Here is a 17,706-nt window from a genome sequence, read left to right as displayed (position 1 = left end):
TACGACACGGCCAGGACAACAAGCCCGGCAGACACAAAACCGGCGGCAAAAATATCGGCGGGCTGACGACCGTTATCAACAGGCCACGTACATCAGGCCGAGCGGCGCGTGCGACCGGCGGCTTTCGTGGCAACATCAGCGGCGTCCGAGGCAGCCTTGAACGTGGCATTGGCGGCCGCGTTCAGATTGGACTCGGCGACTTCGGCAGCCTGCTTGGCAGCCTTGGTCAGCGAATCATAGGCGCTGTTGGCGGTAGCCAGCGAGGACTTCATCAAGGCCACGGCGCTTTCCGAGCCGCTGGGCGCATTCTTGGAAAATTGCTCGACGGCTTCCTGCATCTGCTGCTGGCCCTCGGCGATTTGCTCTTCGGCGAGCTTGGCCAGATCAACCTGAACACCGTTGAGAATGTCATAGACATGCTTGCCATAGGCCAGAGCCTTTTCGGCGCTGGGCTGCACCAGACCGGTGCCAAACGAGGCGGCGTCTTGTGCATCCTTCAGGTCGACAGCCTGCTGCGACTTCTGGGCAACTTCATCCAGCGTTGCCTTGACGACCTTCAGGTTCAGATCGATAAGTTTTTCAAATCCGCCGAAAACGGCGGTCTGCGCTGCAACCAGCGTCTGGATGGCGGATTTCTGGCGGGCCAGAACGTGTTGGGGGATGGCGCTCATAGGGGTTCTCCTTCACATTAATTAGGATGGGCCTGGCCTTACTGGCCATGGCCGACCACCAAACGGGCGCGGACCTGGTGAAACTGACCGCCGGCTCGTTTGCTGCGATGCACAATTTACATTGTAGGTCGAAAAAAAAGGTTCATCGAGGAATACCGGGGAATGCAGACCGGATCTTGAGGAAGAAGTACTCCTGATCGCGGTAGCCGTAGGCGCGGCGCTTGATGACTTTGATGGTGTTGTTGATGCCCTCGACGATGCTGGTGTTGAGCCGGTGGCGACAGCGAGACAGAATCCCGTGCAGATAGGCTTTTAGCTTGAGCGCGAAGTGAGCCAAGGCGGCGATGCCGCTGCCCCGAGCCTGTTGCAGCCAGTGATCCCATGCCTGGCGGGCGTAGCCGGGGTGTTGGTAGAACCACAGCTGTTTGAGCTCATCGCGCATCAGATAAGCGGTGAGCAAGGGCTGGTTGGCCTGGAGCAACTCGTCCAACTTTACCGATTGGCACGGATCGAGGTTTTTGCGATTGCGCAGCAGTAGCCAGCGACTGGACTTGATCACCCGGCGGGCCGGCTTGTCGTGCCGCAACTGGTTCGCTTGGTCTACACGCACCCGGTCTATCACTTCACGGCCGTACTTGGCCACGACGTGGAACAGGTCGTAGACGATCTCGGCGTTGGGGCAGTTGGCCTGGATCTCCAGCTCATAGGCCGTCGTCATGTCGATCGCTACGGCCCGGATCTGCTGGGCAACCCCAGTTGGCAGTTGTTCGAAGAAGGCTCTGGCCGTCTCGCGCGAGCGGCCATCACCGATCCATAGCACCTGACGGCGGATCGGATCGACAACGACCGTGGCATAACGATGGCCCTTGTGTAGAGCGAACTCGTCCATCGCTAGGTAGTGGATCTGGCTCCAGTCCGGCTCTTGGATCGCCCGTCGCAGCAGGGCCTTGTCCAGCGCCTTGACCGTGTGCCAACCCAGTTGGAAGAAGCGCGCCACGGCCAGAATGTTGCTGGACTCAAGCAACTGGCTGACCGCCTCGGCCAGCCGGTCGGTCACTCGCTGGTAACGGCCCAGCCAGCTCAGCCTCTCCAGATGCGGTCCACCGCACTGCTCGCACCAGACCCGCCGACGCGGCACTACCAGCGTCACTCGCAGCGCCATTAGCGGCAGATCCCGCACCCGGCGCGTGGTCGTCTCATGCACCTGCCGACATCGGTTGCCGCAGTGCTCGCAGTGCATCGTTCGCGCTGAAGGCTTCAGGTAAATCGTGACCGTCCGGCTCTCACCTTCAGGCCACACGACCCGCTCCACCCGATAACCTTCCCACCCACCCAACCTCTCGATCGTCTTGCGGTCCAGCATGATCCCGGCCTTGATCCTTGAAAAATCAAGGATCAAGCGTAACGGCAATCAAGCACGGCTCCACGCTATTCCGCGATGAACCAAAAAAAAGCTGTCAAGCTCTATTTGTGCATCGCAGCAACAGCAGCAAATCCTTGGTGGAAAAGCCTTTTTCTGCGCCGTCAGGAATTTCCCCAGGGTGACGTGGCAGACAGAGTTTTCTACACTCAACCCTCACCCAATGGATAACAAAACATTACAACTTGGGCCAAGATAAATTTATAACAAGTCATTCGCAGCGTTTTTTCTCTGCATTGGAGACCCCATGAATCGCCTTTCCCGCACGCTTACGGTAGCTTTTGCCTCCGGCACGATGTTTGCTGCCGCCGGTGCAACGGCCGCCTACCCGGATCACCCCGTCAACATGGTGGTGCCCTTTGCCGCCGGAGGCCCGACGGACAACGTCGCGCGCTCTCTGGCGGAAGCGATGCGTCCGAGCCTGGGCGAGACCATCGTCGTCGAAAACAAAGGCGGCGCTGGCGGCACCATAGGCACCAATCAAGTCGCAAGAGCTCCTGCCGACGGCTACCAGACCCTGCTCATGCACGCCGGATTCTCGACCGCCCCCTCACTGTACAAGAGCCCCGGCTACGATCCGTACACCAGCTTTGCCCCCATCGGCCTGGTCGTGGACGTACCCATGACGATCATCGCGCGCTCGGATTTCCCGGCCAACAATATCCAGGAACTGGCCGAGTACGTGAAGAAGAATCACGACAAGATCTCGCTGGCCAATGCAGGCATCGGTGCTGCCAGCCATCTGTGCGGCGTCATGCTGGCCGACGCCTTTGGCGTAAATCTGCTGACCATTCCCTACAAGGGGACGGCTCCGGCCATGAACGATCTGCTGGGCAAGCAGGTCGACCTGTTGTGCGATCAAACGACCAACACCACTCAGCAGATCGCTTCGGGTAAGGTCAAGGCCTACGCTGTCACCAGTCTCAAGCGCGTGCCCACCTTGCCGGATCTGCCCACCATGGACGAATCAGGCTTCAAGAACTTTGAAGTCGGCATCTGGCATGGCATGTGGGTTCCCAAGGACACGCCCAAGGATGTCCAGGAAAAGCTGGTCAAGTCGCTTCAGGCCGGGCTGGCCGACCCCAAGTTCCAGGAGCGCATGAAGCAACTGGGCGCCACCGTGCTGTCCTCCGAGGCAAATCCCAAGGCGCTCGACGCCAAGGTCAAGCAGCAAGTCCCTCAATGGGAAAAGCTCTTCTCCAAGGCCGGTGTAGAAAAACAATAAACACGACGCGCCAGGCCGCTTTACCCATGAACAGCCTCTGCTCTGCGCAGGGGCTGTTTTTCCTGGGAGGCAAGGCAAAGCGCATGGATTCCCGGCTACAGACGAGGCACTGCACCCGCCGTGCGGTCCAGCGCTGGCGTGCAGGATGCTAGGCGGCAGCCACGCCGGGATGGCCGTCGGGTTCGAAGCCCAGAGCCTCGGAAATCGTAGCGGCCGCGTCGGTCAGCAGACGCACCCATTCATCCTGCAGACGCTCGGCGGGTGCCGAGATGGACAGCCCCGCAACCAGACGACCGGTGTCGTCGCGGATGCCCACAGCAATACAGCGCACACCCAATTCGAGCTCTTCGTTATCGCGCGCATAGCCGTGGCGTCGAACCAGGGCAAGCTCGCGCTCGAGACGATCGGGTTCGGTCAGGCTATTGCGTGTATGGCCCGCCAGGCCCGTACGCAAAGCATAGGCACGCACCTGGCGCTGATCCCAAGTCGACAGGAACAACTTGCCCGTGGATGTCAGATGCAGCGGGGCGCGGCCGCCGATGGCTCGCACGACCTGCATGCCCGAGCGCTCGCTCCAGGCGCGGTCGATGTAGACGATCTCATCGCCTTGCTGCACCGACAGATTGATGGTCTGCCCGGTAGAACGATGCAAGTTGCGCATGATGCTGATGGCGGCCTCGCGGACATTCAGCCGCCCTTTTACCAAGGACCCGAGCTCAAGCAACCGCATGTCTAACTGGTACAAGCCATTGTCCACACGCTCTACATAACGGCCAATGACCAGATCGTTAAGAATGCGGTGCGCGGTTGAAGCATGCAAGCCCGTCGTGGCTGACAACTCCTTGAGCGTGACCGGCTCCGGTTGGGCGGCCAGCGCATCGAGCAGGCTCATGGCGCGCTCGATCACCTGAATGGCGATTTGCGGCTGACCGGCATCGGAGTCCGGCGTGGTGACGGAGGCGGAAGGCTGACGGGACATAGGCTCTGACGTGCGCACCCGAATTGCGGCAACGCAGCAAAATTTTATTTATCGTATTGTGAAATTCGGGCCGCCATTTGGCAACCCTTATTTGTAGGCCCGCGAGGCGGGCATCAGCTTTTCACTGGCGCGGTGAACTGCCCGCCCAGGCGCTGCACCTCGGCGCGCAGGAACTCGAGCGCCTGAGCCGCGGGCTCGGGCTCGCCTTTGACGCCCAGTTCGATATGCCCGGGCGCGCCCGCCTCGCCCACGCTTGGCAGGCTGAATGCCCGCACGCCCGGCCAGCGTTGCTCCAGCGTCTGCAACGACAGCGTAATGCGCGACTCCGGCATGTTGAACACCAGGAAAGAATGTTCGCTGTGGCGCACGGTGTGCTGCAGGTCACGATAACGGGTGTCCAGCGTCCACTCCAGCATCGGCCACGCCATGATCGGGAATCCGGGCACGAAGCTGTGTTCGCGAATATAGAAACCCGGAATGCGGTTGTAGGGGTTGGGGATGATCTCGCAACCCTGGGGAAACATGCCCATCTGCAAGCGCTGTTGATTCTCTGGCGTGCGCATATCCACCGTGCCTTGTCCCTTGGCGGCCAACTCCTGCGTGCGCTGCACGATGGCCTCCTCGGCAGAGGGATGCAAGACAAGATCGGTACCCAACGCCTGGGCGGCGGCCTGCCGGGTATGGTCATCGGGCGTCGCGCCGATACCTCCACATGAAAAAACAATATCGCCACAGGCAAAACTGCGCCGGTAAGCCGCCACCAGCCTGTCGCGGTCATCGGGCAGAAATTCGGCCCAGGACAATTGCATGCCGCGCGTGCCCAGCATATCGATCACTTTGGCGAAGTGCTTGTCCTGCCGTCTTCCGGACAGGATTTCATCACCCACGATGATCAGACCGATGCGGCGGGAAGCAATATCTGCGGCCATGGCAACTCCAGAGTAAAAAGGTTCAGTTGACTAGCTGCTGCGATTGCTCAGCCCGCCGACGCTGCAGCGCATGTAGCCCGTAGTGGGCATATACCAGACTGGAGTAAACCGGCAGAATGATCCAGGCCGGCGGCAGCAGATTCAGCAGCGCGCAGATCAGCCCGATGATCCAGAAACCAGTATTGTTGCGCGCCAAGAGCCAGCGACGCTCCTCGGCGGTGGCGTGCTCAACAATGGCATCGAGGCGCAGCATCCGTGTAAATGCAAACGCCCACCAGAATACGGACAACAAAAGCGCCATGGGCGGCACCAGCCACAACGGCAGAGTCAGCAACCATCCAAGGGCAAACAGCACGCTGACCCAGATGGCGTTCCAGACACTGACCACCGTGGCATTGCGTCCCTGGCGGGCCAGCCCGGCATACTCGCGCTCAGTGACATGGCGCAGCACCAGCGGCATGACGAACACCGCAGCAATCGCCAGGCCCAGAATGCCCGAGACCGGCAGCAAAATGGCGGCCGCCACCAAGGGCACAAGATACAGCTTGAGGGAGAACAGACCGATGGCCACGAGCCACTCGTCCAAGCGATTGACCAAGTCCCATTGCGACGCTTCCAGACGCAACCAATCCGTCAGCGGCGTCCAAAACAGCCAGAGCAACAGGATGGAACCCAGCAGCGCGATCAAAAATGGCAGCAGCACCGCGAACAGCATGTTCGGATGCAACTGGGAAACGAAGGCGCGCTTGAATGCGCGCGCCACATCGGCCCCGGTACTGGCCGCGAGGGCCCGAGGAGGAGAGAGAAGGCTCATGGGCGCTGCCGAAAGAAATGCATGCCGGGTATGATAGTCAATCACGCTGCGATTTGCCCACATGCCTTTACTTCTGCCCGGAACCGACTCCGAACGCCTGCGCCAGGCATTGGCGCGACCCGATGCCTGGCTGATCGCCTGCTTCTGCGCCGCCTGGTGCAGCACCTGCCTGCAATACCGTTCCAAACTCGAAGCACTGGCGCAGGCCCGCCCTGAACACGTATTCGTCTGGATAGATATCGAAGACCATCCGGACCTGTTGGGCGATGAGGATGTCGAAAACTTTCCGACTCTGCTGGTGCAGGCCGGTGGACGCACGCTTTTCTACGGCACGATGCTGCCGCATATCGGGCATCTGGAACGGTTGCTCGACAGCCTGGCGGCCGATGCGCCTGCGGTCAAGACGGCACTGCCTGACGTCGGTGGACTACTGGCGCAGGCATGAACGAATCAAGGCCGCCCTTGCGGCGGCCTAGACATGCCATGGTTCGAAAAATCGACACTGCTCAACCCGCCCGGGCACGATGCGGGCCGGGCCGCAAGCCGCGTGATCAATCCGGCTTGCGGCCGCCACCCAACAGCACCCCCAATTGGCGCTTTCCCGTCGAAGGCGTGCGCGGCGCGTCCGGTTCGGCGGCGGTGCTCGACGCGGCGGGTACATAAGGCTTGTAGAAAAAATCGTCGACCGGCTGGCGCGGCGCACGGCGATTCGTGTCGCGCCAGGAGTCACGGCCTTCGCGGTTCTCGCGCGAGCCGTCGCGTCCTTCCCGGCTTTCACGGCTGCCGCTGCGCTCGCGGCCGCGGCCATGCGCCAGCAGTTCGGCGGGAAGCTCGAGCTTGCCGCGCGGCACTTGACGCTTGATCAGCTTCTCGATGTCCAGCAGATAACGCTCTTCTTCCGGTGTAAAAAGGGCGATGGCCTCGCCGCTTGCTCCTGCCCGGCCCGTGCGGCCGATACGGTGCACGTAGTCCTCAGCGTTGTAGGGCAGGTCATAGTTGATGACGCAGGGTACCCCTGCCACATCCAGGCCGCGCGCGGCCACGTCGGTGGCAACGAGCACTTCGAGCTCACCTGCCTTGAAAGCTTCGAGCGCCTTCATGCGGTCGGCCTGGGACTTGTCGCCGTGGATCGATTCGGCCTTGACGCCGTCGCGCTCGAGGTCGCGCGCCAGACGAGCCGTGCCGATCTTGGTGTTGGAAAATACGATGACCTGCTTCAGGCCGCGTGACTTCACCAGATGGACAACTGCAGCCCGCTTGGCATCGCCCGTCATCGGATAGGCAATCTGCGTCACCGTATCGGCCGTGGCATTACGCGCGGCAACCTCAAGCTCGATCGGCTGATTGAGATAAGAGCGGCCCAGCTTGCGGATTTCGTTGCTGAACGTCGCGGAAAACAGCAGACCCTGCCGCTGCGGCGGCAGCAAACGGATGATGCGCTCGAGATCAGGCAGAAAGCCCATGTCCAGCATACGATCGGCTTCATCCAGAACGAGAATGCCGACCTGGCTGAGGTTGACGTTCTTCTGCTCGACGTGATCAAGCAGACGACCGGGCGTGGCCACGAGAATCTCGCAACCGCGGCGCAGGGCTTCTTTTTGCGGACCGATGTCCACGCCCCCGAACACCACGGCCGAACGCAAGGGCGTATGCAGGCTATAGCGTTTGACGCTTTCGTAGACCTGATCGGCGAGCTCACGCGTCGGCGTCAGTATCAAGGCGCGCACCGGATGGCGGGCAGGCGACGCACTGCTGTTGGCCAGAGGCATCAGCCGATGCAGAATGGGCACCGTAAATGCGGCTGTTTTGCCGGTGCCGGTCTGCGCCGCCCCCATGACGTCGCGGCCTTCCACGACGACCGGAATTGCCTGCGCCTGGATAGGCGTGGGGCTGGTATAGCCCGTCTCGGCAATGGACTTGAGCAATAACGGATGAAGTCCGAATTCGGCGAAGGTGCGGCCCTCTGATGAGGGCGCGGCGGAGGAGGTAGATTCAGTCATCGAGATGGGCAGATACCGGGGCCACGAGGGAAAGAACAAAACGGATTGCGGCTAGCCCGGATTGCTGTGGATAACTTTATTTTAGCGCAGCCGCGCAACGACGCCCGGACCGGGTCTGAAAGGGCGTCTGGCGAGGGTCGGGCGGGGCCTGCCCCCCTTTGCTCAGCCAGCCAGCGAAGGCCCCAGAGGGCCAGCATCCCGACGACAATGACCAGTACTGCACTGCGGGTACGCAGGAAAACGATAATACCGAGCAGTGCAGCGACCAATTTGTAATCAAACACCGGTCCCAGGCCTGCCTGCCAGGGTAAAAAATCGGGCACGACGATGGCGGTCAGCGCAGCGACCGGCGCATAGCGCAAGGCGCGTCGCATGGAGGCCGGCAGCGGTATATAGTCACCGAACAGCATGAAACCCGAGCGCGTAATCACGCTGCACAACGCCAGCAGCAAGATAGCGCTATAGACATAAACGTCGTGGTCGTCCATCAGCGCGCCGACCGTTTCAAATAGCGCTCGGCCCAGATGCCGGCCACGATGCCGGCGATGACAGCCGCGGCCAGTCCCAGGCGCAGGGGCAGCACCTGCCCGACCCAGGCCACCAGGCCCGCAGCCAGGACCGAGACCACGATGGGTCGGGTCGTGACCAGGGGCACGGTGATCGCCATCAACGCCAACACCGCCGCAAAATCCAGCGACCAGGCTGCGGGCACCATGCTGCCCAGGTACACACCAATGATCGACGAGACCTGCCAGACCACCCAACCCGGGCTGATGGTGCCCAGAAAAAACCAGAGCTGCTCACGCGTGCCGCGCACACTGGCTTCGCCGAATCGCGGCATGAACAGCACGAAACCCATGTCCGTCGTGAAATATCCCAGCCCCAGCCGCTTGGGCCAGCTCAGGTGCCGAAAAAACGGATGCAGCGCGGCCCCGAAAATAAGAAATCTCAAATTGACGACAAACCCCGCGGCGAAGATCAACCAAAGGGGTGCCCCTGCGACGATCAGCGGCAACGAGGTCAACTGTGCCGAACCGGCATACAGCAGCAATGTCATGGTCACGGCCATGGACTCGGTCAATCCGGACTTGACCATGGCCACGCCGGTCACCAACCCCCAGGTCCCGGTCGCGATCAGAGCCGGCGCAATCGCGTGCACGCCCTGCCGAAAAGCGACTCGGCGCTCATGGCGGATCTGCTGGATATCTTCAAGCGTACTGTCGGAAGAATCAGAGGCCACTGTCTGGCCTCTGGCGGAACAACGACATGGGGCTCACAGAAATAGGGAAAGGCAGGGCCCGCGGCCCCGATCGGCTGCGTAACACTGTACAACGCTGCAACGTCTCGGAGCCAGAAGGCAAGAATTGACCCCTATTGTAACCTTCCTGCTTGATACAATACGGCGCACGGAAAGGAAGAAGGCATGCCAATGGCGCATCGCAATGGTTTCATCTCGACGGCCGCAGTCGCCGGGCGAGCCGCCGGCCTGTCTGCCCCTTTCGCTGCGATGCCACGCCGCCGGCCACGCCCCGGCAGCACTGAACCTTTCCCACCACTGATCGTCTTACGTTTTTTTAGGAACGTCCCATGACCGCCGCTGCCCAAGCCGCGCAAACTGCCATCGAAGTCGGTGCCGAAGATCTGCCGGTGTACTGCCCTGGCCCCAAGGCCCCCTTGTGGAGCATGCATCCGCGCGTGTTTCTCGACGTCGCCCACACCGGTAGCGCCCGCTGCCCCTACTGTGGCACCGAGTACCGGCTCAAACCCGGCACCGTCGTCCACGGTCACTAAACGCGCGTCGAGCGCTTGCCCCTGCCGCCATGTTCGCCACTCCCGACGAAGCCGAGCACGCTTTCTACGAAGCCCTAGAGCAGGCCGATGCAGACCGGCTCATGCAGATATGGGCCGACGATGAAGAAGTCGTCTGCATACACCCTGGCGGCTTGCGCATCGTGGGCCACTCCGCCGTGCATGAGTCCTGGCAGCAGGTGCTGACCAATGGGCCGTTGCGCATCCGTCCGCTGCGCCCGGTTGTGGTGCAGAGCATGATGTGCGCGGTCCATGTTTTGGTCGAGCAGGTCACCGTACAGACCCGCGAAGGCACGCAGTTCGCCAACTGCTACGCCACGAATATCTATCACAAGGGTCCGACCGGCTGGCGCATGGTCATGCATCATGCTTCGCAGGCACCGGCCGAAGCCGGCGTGCTGGACCTGCATGATGTCCCCGACCGCTTGCACTAGGTACGTTCTCCTTGGCTGCAACCCGGATCGACCTCACCGCCTGCCCCGTTCCGTCATGGCTGCCCGACGGGCATAGCCAGACGCTGTACGCGGCTTCGCTGGCCCAGTATCACCGCATAGCCTTTGTACGTGAGCGGGTGGACACGCCGGACACCGATTTCGTCGACTTCGACTGGACCGGACCCGGCCTGTTCCCACACAAGATGGCCGATGGGCGCGCCTTCACGGGGGATGCTCCCGTCAATGGCAAGACCGCCGCCGCGCGCTGGATGTCTGCCGAGGATTGGAACTCACTTCCGCGCAGCGCCGATACGCCCGCGCTGGTGCTGTTTCACGGCCTCGAGGGTGGCAGCAATAGCCGCTACGCTCAGTCCATTGCCCACCACTTCCGCGCGCGCGGCTGGATCGTGGCCATCGCGCATTTCCGCGGCTGCTCCGGGGTGCCCAACCGCCTTGCACGGGCCTACTATTCGGGCGACTCCGAAGAAGTCGGTTTCATGCTCGATACGGTGCGCCAGCGCATTCCTCAGGCTCGCTGGCACGCCGTTGGGGTGTCGCTGGGTGGCAATGCGCTGCTCAAGTATCTCGGCGAGCACCCTGACAGCACCCAGTGGCTGGCGGGCGCGGCCGGCGTCTCGGTCCCCCTGGATCTCATGGCCAGCGGCAAGGCCCTGTGCCAGGGCTTCTTTGCCCGACGCATCTATACACCCTACTTCCTGCGCACCATGAAACATAAGGTGCTCGAGAAAGCCAAGCGATTCCCCGGCGCCATTGACGTCATGCGCATCGCCAACGCCCGCGACCTGCGAGACTTCGACGATGCCTACACGGCACCCATGCATGGTTTTCGCAACGCGCTGGATTACTGGGCGCGTGCATCGAGCAAGCCGTGGTTGGCCAAAATAGGCATCCCGACGCTGGTGCTCAATGCACGCAACGACCCTTTTCTACCCGAGAGCGCGTTGCCCGTGCCGGCGGAGTGCGCCGATCAGGTGCTGCTGCACCAGCCGGCCGCAGGAGGACACGCCGGTTTTCCGGCAGGCCCCTTCCCGGCTCATTTGAACTGGTTGCCCCAACGCCTGGGCCGATTCTTCGAGACGGGCAAGTAGACCGCCTCCGGGTCAGCCCGAGCGGAAGCGCTCCAACAGCGCTCGCTCGTCGGCCAGCTTCTGCTTGACCTCACGAATCTGCACGTCTATCTGCGACTGCTCGTAAAAATCCGTGGACATACTGCGGGCTTGCTGCAACTGCGATTCGGCCGCGGCGTAGGCGCCTGTTGCCACGTAAAACCTCGCCATATCGCGCCGCGCCTCGACGGGGTGGCCCGTGCGTTCCTGGCTTTGCGCCAGCAACTGGTAAAGCCCGGGCTCGTCGCTGCCCCATTGCTCGATGCGTTTGCGCAGATAGGCCTGCGCCTCGGCATTACGTCCGCTATCCTGCAGCGCTTGCGCATAGGCCATGCCGAGGGCTCGGCGGTCGGGCCATTGCTTGATCGCGGCCTGCGCCAGCGCGAGCTCACGCGCCGTATCTTTACGCGCGGCAGCCAAATCGATAGCAAGCTTAGCCATCTGCGGCGAGGTTCTGCCACCCGCGCCAGCCAGATCCAGGTAATGCTGCGCCTGAACCAGATCGTTGCGCAGGAAGTTGTAGTACGCCAACCCATACTCGGCCGCCGCGCGCCGCACGCCTGACAGGGCACGGCTTTCATCGAGCAACTGTTGCTGAGCCGTGCGCAGGCTGGCCGCATCGCGCCCCTGCGCCACCCGCATTTTGGCGCGGATGAACCAGAAATCATCGCTATCGATGTACCGCGACGAGGGCTGCTCCCGAATGCGGTTCTGTACGTCAGACATCCGTTCTATCGAAAGTGGGTGGGTGCTTGCCCAGGCACCACCGCCCAGGCCTTCGTTCAAGCGCGAGGCATTCATCAGCCGCTCGAACATGCGCGACATGCCGGCCGGGTCATAGCCGGCGCGCGTGAGCATCTGCAAGCCGGTCCGATCCGCCTCACGTTCGGCGTCCCGCGAAAAACCCAATTGCCGATTGATCGCAGCGGCCTGTCCGAATGCCGCCACCCCCATGGCCAGGTTCCCCCCGCCGCCTGCCAGCGCCGCCAGCAACGCCGCGGCCAGGCTGGCCATCATGACGACGCTGCTCTGATTCTGTTGCGTCATCCCACGCGCGATGTGGCGTTGTGTGACGTGACCGATTTCATGAGCGAGCACGGCGGCCAGCTCGGACTCGCTCGACGACGACACGATCAACCCTGTGTTCACGCCAATGAAGCCGCCTGGCATGGCAAATGCGTTGATTTCCGGATCACGCACCCCGAACATTTCCACCTCGGGAATGCCCCCGGGCGAATGCGAGGCCAATTTGCGCCCCATGGTGGTGAGGTACTGCGCCAACTCCGGGTCATTGACGTAAGTCGGGTCCCGCCGGCCCTGGGCCATGATGGCCTCGCCCAACTGCCGCTCCAGGGCGGGAGACAGGTCCGCCGAGGACGCCGCTCCCATTGAGGGCAGCCCAACGGGTTGAGCGATGGCAGGAGCTACCGGCACCAGAAGTGCCAGGCAAAGGAAGGCGGCCAATGAACGATTCCCAGCCTTGAGCGAAAATAAGCAGGTGTGGCGGATCATGGCACTATGATAGCTAGAGCCAGAAAAAGTTTTCGCCCCAATCTACTTACCGATCAAATTTGTTGGAGTCTCGATGAAAACCGTGCGAAAGGCCGTCTTTCCCGTAGCAGGCATGGGAACGAGGTTTTTGCCCGCCACCAAGGCCATGCCGAAGGAAATGCTGCCGGTGGTCGACAAGCCCTTGATCCAATATGCCGTGGAGGAAGCCGTTGCGGCAGGGATTACCGACCTGATTTTCGTCACGGGCCGCAACAAACGGGCTATCGAAGACCATTTCGACGCCGCGCCCGAACTCGAGACCGATCTCGAGAAAAAGGGCAAGACCGAGTTACTGGCCTTGGTGCGCGACATACTGCCCCCCAACGTCAACTGCATCTATATCCGCCAGTCTGCGCCGCTCGGCTTAGGCCATACCGTGCTGACGGCCGCGCCCATCGTGGGTGACGAACCGTTTGCCGTGGTGTTGGCCGATGACCTCATCGATGCCGATACACCGGTGCTCTCGCAGCTCATTTCCTGCGCGGCAGAGCATCAAGGCAGCGTCCTCGGTGTCCAGGAAGTCCGCCGCGAAGATACCCGTAAATACGGCATCGTCGCCGCATCGGCAGTGGCCCCGCGTACCGAGCGCGTCTCGCACATGGTAGAAAAACCTGCCCCTGAAGACGCGCCCTCGACCTTGGCCGTGGTGGGGCGTTACATCCTCGAGCCGCAGATCTTTGACCATCTGCGCGCCACCAAAATGGACAAGAGCAATGAGATCCAGCTCACCGACGGCATTGCTGCCATGATGCGCGAACGCGCGGTATTCGCCTACCGCTACGAGGGCAGGCGCTATGACTGCGGCAGCAAAACGGGGATGTTTCAGGCCACGGTGGCCATCGGCCGCAAATACCACGGCCTGACTCCAGAATAAACGTCTGCGCTCAGCGGCGCATCATCGACTGCGAAGCTGGCCCGGCACCTGCCGGGCCAGGCGGTCCACCCGCCGCAAGCGACCCTTGCCCGACAGGCGCATCAGTGTGCCCAGGGCCACCAGCAGCCCGATGACCTCGACCAGCGCTGCCGGTATCCACATCGTAAGGCCACCAATGGTCTGGTCCGTCTGGGCCGATATGGCCATTGCGCGTCCGCACAGCTCGAACAGCGGATAGATATCGGTTTCGGTGAAGGCGATGACCGCGCCCGCTACCATTTGCGGCACCATGGTCAGGATGGGAGACAACACCCTTGCGCCCGGCGACATGGCCGCTGGCGGACAGGGCCGCCGATCGAGAATGAGGTTCCAGTACATCAAGCCACTGATCACCACTGACCAATTCATCAAGCGGTACAGCCGCCAATCCAGCATGGAGTAGAACTGGACCGTCGGCAGCAGCCAGACCAGCACCAGAAAAACAAACAGAAATGGCACGAAGAATGGCTGCGTGAGCACGGCCACCCACATTCGCCCGGGCCCGGTGGCCAGGGCTTGGCGCAAGCTGTGGCGCCACGCCAATGGCAAGCCTGCGCGCATGACCGACCCGGGATAACTGGCCATTACCAGCAAAGGCCCTAAATGATGCAAGACCAAATGCTGGGCGCGGTGAATGAAAAACAGCCGCTCGGCGTAATAATCCAGGCGTGTATGCAAGGACAGATAGAGCAGGACGAGGCCGCTCCAGAAAAACAGCTGCCGCGCGAGCGTGACGTGATGGACCTTGCGTCCACGCACAAAGAGCACGGTGCTTGCGACAAAGGCCAGCACCAGCGTGGGCGAGAATTCCCAGGGAATGAACCAAGCGAGGACATCCATGCCGCGACCGAACCTCCAGGAAACCTGAACGCTGCGCAGGGCCGCCACGCAGCGGCTTCGATCCGATTGTAGCTAGAACTGCTGCGTCAGTCCCACGGCGACGCGCGTCGTATGAGTGGCCTCTGGGGTGAAACCCTCGTCCAGGCTGCCATGACGCATCCGACCGACAAAGGCATAGATGCTGGTGCGCGACGAGAGGTCCTGACGCCAACCGACGGTGTAGAGCTGTATGGCACGAGCTCGTTGCCCGTTGTCCCAATGCCAATTCGGGCGCGACCACGAGGCCTGCAATAGCAATGCCGACGATGCGCCCAACGGCATTTCGGTACCGACTAGCCAGGCATCGGCCCGCCCGCCCTGAACAAAGCCCAAGGGACCCAGGCCCTCGATGCCGCCGGCGTCCTGCCCAACATAACCATCGCGTTGCCTGGACCACGCGATCGACATCTTCCAACCGTCGGCCCGATAGGACATACCCGCCTGCCATGCCATGGGCTGACGCCCGGACGCCGCACTGCCCAACCCGGGATGCAAACGATCCCAGGTCAGAACGGCCAACCAGGGCTCGCTGTCGTACTTCAGCCCGGCGCTCCAGGCATGCCCGCGTCCTTGCGGCGAGGGACCATCCGGACCCGCCGCATCAAAGGCATAGCTCAAGCCAGCCTGCCAGGGGCCCCACTGTGGTGTATAGACATTGACCAGATTATCGCGCTGGTAGTTATCGGAAGCCTTGAACAAGGCCCCCATCCCCATGTCGCGCCACGGAGCAACCTCGAGCTCACTGCCAAAGCTGGCGCCAACGGTTGCCTGGCGCCCCAGACGTAGCTCGCCCAGGCTGTCGTTAGCCAAGCCTACCCAACTGCCATAGTCGAATAGCTGGCCACTCGTGTTGGACGAGCCATTGACCAGGTCAAAGCCGCTTTCCAGGCCGGCATTGGCGCGCCAGCCGTCACCCAGAGACTCCGACACCCGCAGCCCCCAGAGGCTGTCGCTCTGCCCGCCCGAAAGCAAGCCGCTGCGCGTGCCGGAGGTGGTGCCTGCACTGACATGCATGCTGGCAATACCGGCATCCACCAAACCGTAGAGTTGCAGGACGGTGTCTTCGGCGTGGGTGCTGCCACCCCACGCTGCGGTCGACAGAAAAAGCGCCAACACCCGGCGCCGGCCACGAATCAACTTATTGCCAGCCATAGCGACGTACCCAAGCATTTTTTAGCAGTTGGGTAAGCCAGGCATAACCCAACAATATGACCAGGAGGAAGGGGAAGTAAGACCAGGATAGAGGCTGCATGTCGAAATAGACCGCGAGCGGCGAAAAAGGTAATAGCAGACCGGCCAACATCACCAGCGCCGTCATGATGAGTAAGGCAGGCGCTGCACGGCTTTGCACAAAAGGAATGTTGCGCGTACGGATCAGGTGCACGACCAACGCTTGTGACAGCAGGCCTTCAACAAACCAGCCCGATTGAAACAATGACTGATGCTCGGGCGAGTTGGCGCCAAACACGTACCACATCAACACGAAGGTCAGTATGTCGAAAATTGAGCTGATGGGCCCGAAGAACAACATAAAGCGGCCCAATCCTGCAGGGTCCCAACGCTGCGGCGTTTGCAGTTGTTCCGGATCGACGCGATCGAAGGGGATAGAGGTCTGCGAGAAGTCGTGCAGCAGATTCTGCAGCAGCAACTGGATGGGCAGCATGGGCAGAAACGGCAGAAACGCGCTGGCGACAAGTACCGAAAACACATTGCCGAAATTGGAGCTGGCCGTCATCTTCAAGTACTTGAGCATGTTGCAGAAAATATGACCTGCCCCCAGATTTAGTACGGCACCGACATAGAGCCCAGGGGTAAAAGACCTTCTTTCTGATGAGCCTGCACGAATTGCGCCGGCGTTAAATATCCGAGCGCGCTGTGAGGCCGATCGGTGTTGTACTCGACTCGCCAGTTTTCGATCAAGCTTTTAGCCTGTCGCAGGGACAAGAACCAGTGCTCGTTAAGGCATTCGTCGCGGAACTTGCCGTTGAAACTTTCGATATAAGCGTTCTCCACCGGCTTACCCGGCCGAATAAACGACAGCTTTACGCCTGCTTGGTAGGCCCAGGCGTCCAAGGCTCTTCCGGCGAACTCTGGCCCGTTGTCCACGGTAATAGATCGCGGCAGGCCACGCATCTCCGCCAGCCGTTGCAGCACCATGGCAACACGCAGTCCCGGCAACGACGTATCGACCTCGATGGCCAGGCATTCGTGAGTGTAGTCATCGACGATAGTCAAACAGCGGAATCGGCGGCCATAGGCTAGGCCGTCGGCCACAAAGTCCATTGACCAACTCTGATTCGGCGCGATTGCCGCTGGGCGAACCACGCGCTCGGTCGCCGCGATTCGCTTACGCTTTCGTTTTCGCACGCTTAACCCTGCCAGACTGTACAGCCGCCAGATTCGCTTGTGATTTGCTTGCCAGCCTTCGCGACGTAAGAGCACATGGATCCTCCGATAGCCGTAGCGTCGTTTCGCCACTGCCATCTCTTTCATGCGCTCGGTCAGCGCAGCATCGCCTGAGCGTGTGCTCTCGTAGGCAAACAGCGACCGCGAAATTCCTACCAGCCCACAGGCCCGGGTAACACCCATGCTGCGCTCGGTCATTAATGTCCTGACCGCCTCGCGTTTGGCCTGCGGGCTGACTACTTTCGGCTTAGCAGATCCTGAAGCGCCGCCTTGTCCAGCATCGACTCGGCCAACAGCTTCTTGAGCTTGTTGTTCTCCTGCTCCAGCTCCTTGAGCCTCTGAGCGTCCGACACCGTCATGCCACCGAACTTCGCCTTCCAGTTGTAGTACGTTGCCTCGGAGATTCCGTGCTTGCGGCACAACTCTGCGGGCTTGGCACCTGCATCGGCTTCCTTGAGCACGCCGATGATTTGCTCTTCCGTAAATCGTTTCTTCATTGCCATTCCTTTGGGAACGGACTCTACATCGATTTCGTACTAATCACGGGGA

17 protein-coding genes and 2 pseudogenes are annotated in these 17,706 nt (G+C 61.4%); 6 read left to right on the top strand and 13 right to left on the bottom strand.

Annotation, left to right across the window (positions count from 1 at the left end; translation table 11 throughout):
- Positions 1-92 precede the first annotated feature (92 nt).
- Both phaP and LK440_RS03845 read right to left on the bottom strand, forming a co-directional pair.
- Positions 93-671, bottom strand: coding sequence for a TIGR01841 family phasin (phaP, locus tag LK440_RS03850; protein WP_005015154.1), 579 nt, complete (start codon positions 669-671; stop codon positions 93-95).
- A 142-nt stretch (positions 672-813) separates the two neighbouring features.
- Positions 814-2,034 carry an ISL3 family transposase gene (locus tag LK440_RS03845; protein ID WP_005012861.1) on the bottom strand — a complete coding sequence of 407 codons (1,221 nt, stop codon included), beginning with the start codon at positions 2,032-2,034 and terminating at the stop codon, positions 814-816.
- 304 nt (positions 2,035-2,338) lie between these two features.
- On the opposite strand from LK440_RS03845, the gene LK440_RS03840 reads away from it, so the two are divergent.
- Positions 2,339-3,316 carry a tripartite tricarboxylate transporter substrate binding protein BugD gene (locus LK440_RS03840; protein WP_005015155.1) on the top strand — a complete coding sequence of 326 codons (978 nt, stop codon included), beginning with the start codon at positions 2,339-2,341 and terminating at the stop codon, positions 3,314-3,316.
- A 148-nt stretch (positions 3,317-3,464) separates the two neighbouring features.
- On the opposite strand, the gene LK440_RS03835 is transcribed toward LK440_RS03840, so the two are convergent.
- The 3 genes from LK440_RS03835 to LK440_RS03825 form a co-directional block, all read right to left on the bottom strand.
- Entirely contained in the window at positions 3,465-4,295 is an 831-nt protein-coding gene (locus tag LK440_RS03835) for an IclR family transcriptional regulator (RefSeq protein WP_005015156.1), read from the bottom strand.
- Positions 4,296-4,408: 113 nt separating this feature from the next.
- Positions 4,409-5,224: a competence/damage-inducible protein A gene (locus LK440_RS03830; RefSeq protein ID WP_005015157.1), complete on the bottom strand. Its 816-nt coding sequence runs from the start codon at positions 5,222-5,224 to the stop codon at positions 4,409-4,411.
- A 22-nt stretch (positions 5,225-5,246) separates the two neighbouring features.
- Positions 5,247-6,038 carry an EI24 domain-containing protein gene (locus tag LK440_RS03825; protein WP_026087891.1) on the bottom strand — a complete coding sequence of 264 codons (792 nt, stop codon included), beginning with the start codon at positions 6,036-6,038 and terminating at the stop codon, positions 5,247-5,249.
- Between the two features lie 61 nt (positions 6,039-6,099).
- Here LK440_RS03825 and LK440_RS03820 point away from each other — a divergent pair, with 61 nt between their 5' ends.
- Positions 6,100-6,483 (top strand): thioredoxin family protein, encoded by a 384-nt coding sequence (locus tag LK440_RS03820; protein WP_005015163.1) that lies wholly within the window; start codon positions 6,100-6,102, stop codon positions 6,481-6,483.
- Between the two features lie 106 nt (positions 6,484-6,589).
- Here the strand turns inward: LK440_RS03820 and LK440_RS03815 are convergent, their stop codons facing one another.
- From LK440_RS03815 to LK440_RS03805, 3 genes and pseudogenes are all read right to left on the bottom strand, one after another.
- A complete protein-coding gene (locus LK440_RS03815) occupies positions 6,590-8,038 on the bottom strand; it encodes a DEAD/DEAH box helicase (RefSeq protein WP_101557865.1) in 1,449 nt (482 codons plus the stop codon).
- Positions 8,039-8,202: 164 nt separating this feature from the next.
- Positions 8,203-8,526 (bottom strand): annotated as a pseudogene (locus LK440_RS03810) (AzlD domain-containing protein); the annotation flags it as partial.
- On the bottom strand, positions 8,526-9,278 hold the full coding sequence (locus LK440_RS03805) for an AzlC family ABC transporter permease (protein ID WP_005015166.1): 753 nt from the start codon (positions 9,276-9,278) through the stop codon (positions 8,526-8,528). The gene LK440_RS03805 and the pseudogene LK440_RS03810, both read right to left, overlap by 1 nt.
- 347 nt (positions 9,279-9,625) lie before the next feature.
- Here LK440_RS03805 and LK440_RS03800 point away from each other — a divergent pair, with 347 nt between their 5' ends.
- From LK440_RS03800 to LK440_RS03790, 3 genes are read left to right on the top strand one after another with little or no spacing between them, the layout of a single operon-like run.
- Positions 9,626-9,829: a zinc-finger domain-containing protein gene (locus LK440_RS03800; RefSeq protein WP_005015167.1), complete on the top strand. Its 204-nt coding sequence runs from the start codon at positions 9,626-9,628 to the stop codon at positions 9,827-9,829.
- A gap of 29 nt (positions 9,830-9,858) precedes the next feature.
- Complete coding sequence (locus LK440_RS03795) at positions 9,859-10,281, top strand: YybH family protein (protein ID WP_005015168.1); 423 nt, start codon at positions 9,859-9,861, stop codon at positions 10,279-10,281.
- Positions 10,282-10,292: 11 nt separating this feature from the next.
- On the top strand, positions 10,293-11,390 hold the full coding sequence (locus LK440_RS03790) for a YheT family hydrolase (RefSeq protein WP_005015169.1): 1,098 nt from the start codon (positions 10,293-10,295) through the stop codon (positions 11,388-11,390).
- Between the two features lie 12 nt (positions 11,391-11,402).
- Here LK440_RS03790 and LK440_RS03785 read toward each other — a convergent pair whose 3' ends face one another.
- Positions 11,403-12,920, bottom strand: a complete 1,518-nt coding sequence (locus LK440_RS03785) for a M48 family metalloprotease (protein ID WP_026087933.1) — start codon at positions 12,918-12,920, stop codon at positions 11,403-11,405.
- Positions 12,921-12,993: 73 nt separating this feature from the next.
- On the opposite strand from LK440_RS03785, the gene galU reads away from it, so the two are divergent.
- The gene (gene galU, locus LK440_RS03780; RefSeq protein ID WP_005015171.1) at positions 12,994-13,833 is read left to right on the top strand and encodes a UTP--glucose-1-phosphate uridylyltransferase GalU; all 840 of its coding nucleotides are present in this window, start codon (positions 12,994-12,996) and stop codon (positions 13,831-13,833) included.
- Between the two features lie 21 nt (positions 13,834-13,854).
- Here the strand turns inward: galU and LK440_RS03775 are convergent, their stop codons facing one another.
- From LK440_RS03775 to LK440_RS03760, 4 genes and pseudogenes are all read right to left on the bottom strand, one after another.
- Positions 13,855-14,712, bottom strand: a complete 858-nt coding sequence (locus tag LK440_RS03775; RefSeq protein ID WP_005015172.1) for a cytochrome c oxidase assembly protein — start codon at positions 14,710-14,712, stop codon at positions 13,855-13,857.
- 72 nt (positions 14,713-14,784) lie between these two features.
- Entirely contained in the window at positions 14,785-15,903 is a 1,119-nt protein-coding gene (locus LK440_RS03770; protein ID WP_005015173.1) for a porin, read from the bottom strand.
- Positions 15,890-16,513 (bottom strand): annotated as a pseudogene (locus LK440_RS03765) (cation transporting ATPase C-terminal domain-containing protein); the annotation flags it as partial. The pseudogene LK440_RS03765 and the gene LK440_RS03770, both read right to left, overlap by 14 nt.
- 20 nt (positions 16,514-16,533) lie before the next feature.
- Positions 16,534-17,654, bottom strand: a protein-coding gene (locus tag LK440_RS03760; protein ID WP_370510760.1) for an IS3 family transposase whose coding sequence is annotated in 2 segments (ribosomal slippage) — positions 16,534-17,402 and positions 17,402-17,654 — 1,122 coding nt in all. Because the reading frame shifts where the segments join, the coding sequence is not laid out codon by codon here.
- Positions 17,655-17,706: the final 52 nt, after the last annotated feature.

Source organism: Bordetella holmesii (assembly GCF_020735985.1).
In the GTDB taxonomy this organism is placed as follows: domain Bacteria; phylum Pseudomonadota; class Gammaproteobacteria; order Burkholderiales; family Burkholderiaceae_B; genus Bordetella; species Bordetella holmesii.
Note: the sequence above shows the minus strand (reverse complement) of the source record. Positions and strands in the feature narration are given on the sequence as shown.

Coding starts and splice junctions, on each gene's coding strand:
- LK440_RS03825 (WP_026087891.1), bottom strand. CDS start 6,038: ATGAGCCTTCTCTCTCCTCCTCGGGCCCTCGCGGCCAGTACCGGGGCC.
- galU (WP_005015171.1), top strand. CDS start 12,994: ATGAAAACCGTGCGAAAGGCCGTCTTTCCCGTAGCAGGCATGGGAACG.
- LK440_RS03815 (WP_101557865.1), bottom strand. CDS start 8,038: ATGACTGAATCTACCTCCTCCGCCGCGCCCTCATCAGAGGGCCGCACC.
- LK440_RS03845 (WP_005012861.1), bottom strand. CDS start 2,034: ATGCTGGACCGCAAGACGATCGAGAGGTTGGGTGGGTGGGAAGGTTAT.
- phaP (WP_005015154.1), bottom strand. CDS start 671: ATGAGCGCCATCCCCCAACACGTTCTGGCCCGCCAGAAATCCGCCATC.
- LK440_RS03840 (WP_005015155.1), top strand. CDS start 2,339: ATGAATCGCCTTTCCCGCACGCTTACGGTAGCTTTTGCCTCCGGCACG.
- LK440_RS03820 (WP_005015163.1), top strand. CDS start 6,100: ATGCCTTTACTTCTGCCCGGAACCGACTCCGAACGCCTGCGCCAGGCA.
- LK440_RS03835 (WP_005015156.1), bottom strand. CDS start 4,295: ATGTCCCGTCAGCCTTCCGCCTCCGTCACCACGCCGGACTCCGATGCC.
- LK440_RS03775 (WP_005015172.1), bottom strand. CDS start 14,712: ATGGATGTCCTCGCTTGGTTCATTCCCTGGGAATTCTCGCCCACGCTG.
- LK440_RS03785 (WP_026087933.1), bottom strand. CDS start 12,920: ATGATCCGCCACACCTGCTTATTTTCGCTCAAGGCTGGGAATCGTTCA.
- LK440_RS03795 (WP_005015168.1), top strand. CDS start 9,859: ATGTTCGCCACTCCCGACGAAGCCGAGCACGCTTTCTACGAAGCCCTA.
- LK440_RS03830 (WP_005015157.1), bottom strand. CDS start 5,224: ATGGCCGCAGATATTGCTTCCCGCCGCATCGGTCTGATCATCGTGGGT.
- LK440_RS03800 (WP_005015167.1), top strand. CDS start 9,626: ATGACCGCCGCTGCCCAAGCCGCGCAAACTGCCATCGAAGTCGGTGCC.
- LK440_RS03770 (WP_005015173.1), bottom strand. CDS start 15,903: ATGGCTGGCAATAAGTTGATTCGTGGCCGGCGCCGGGTGTTGGCGCTT.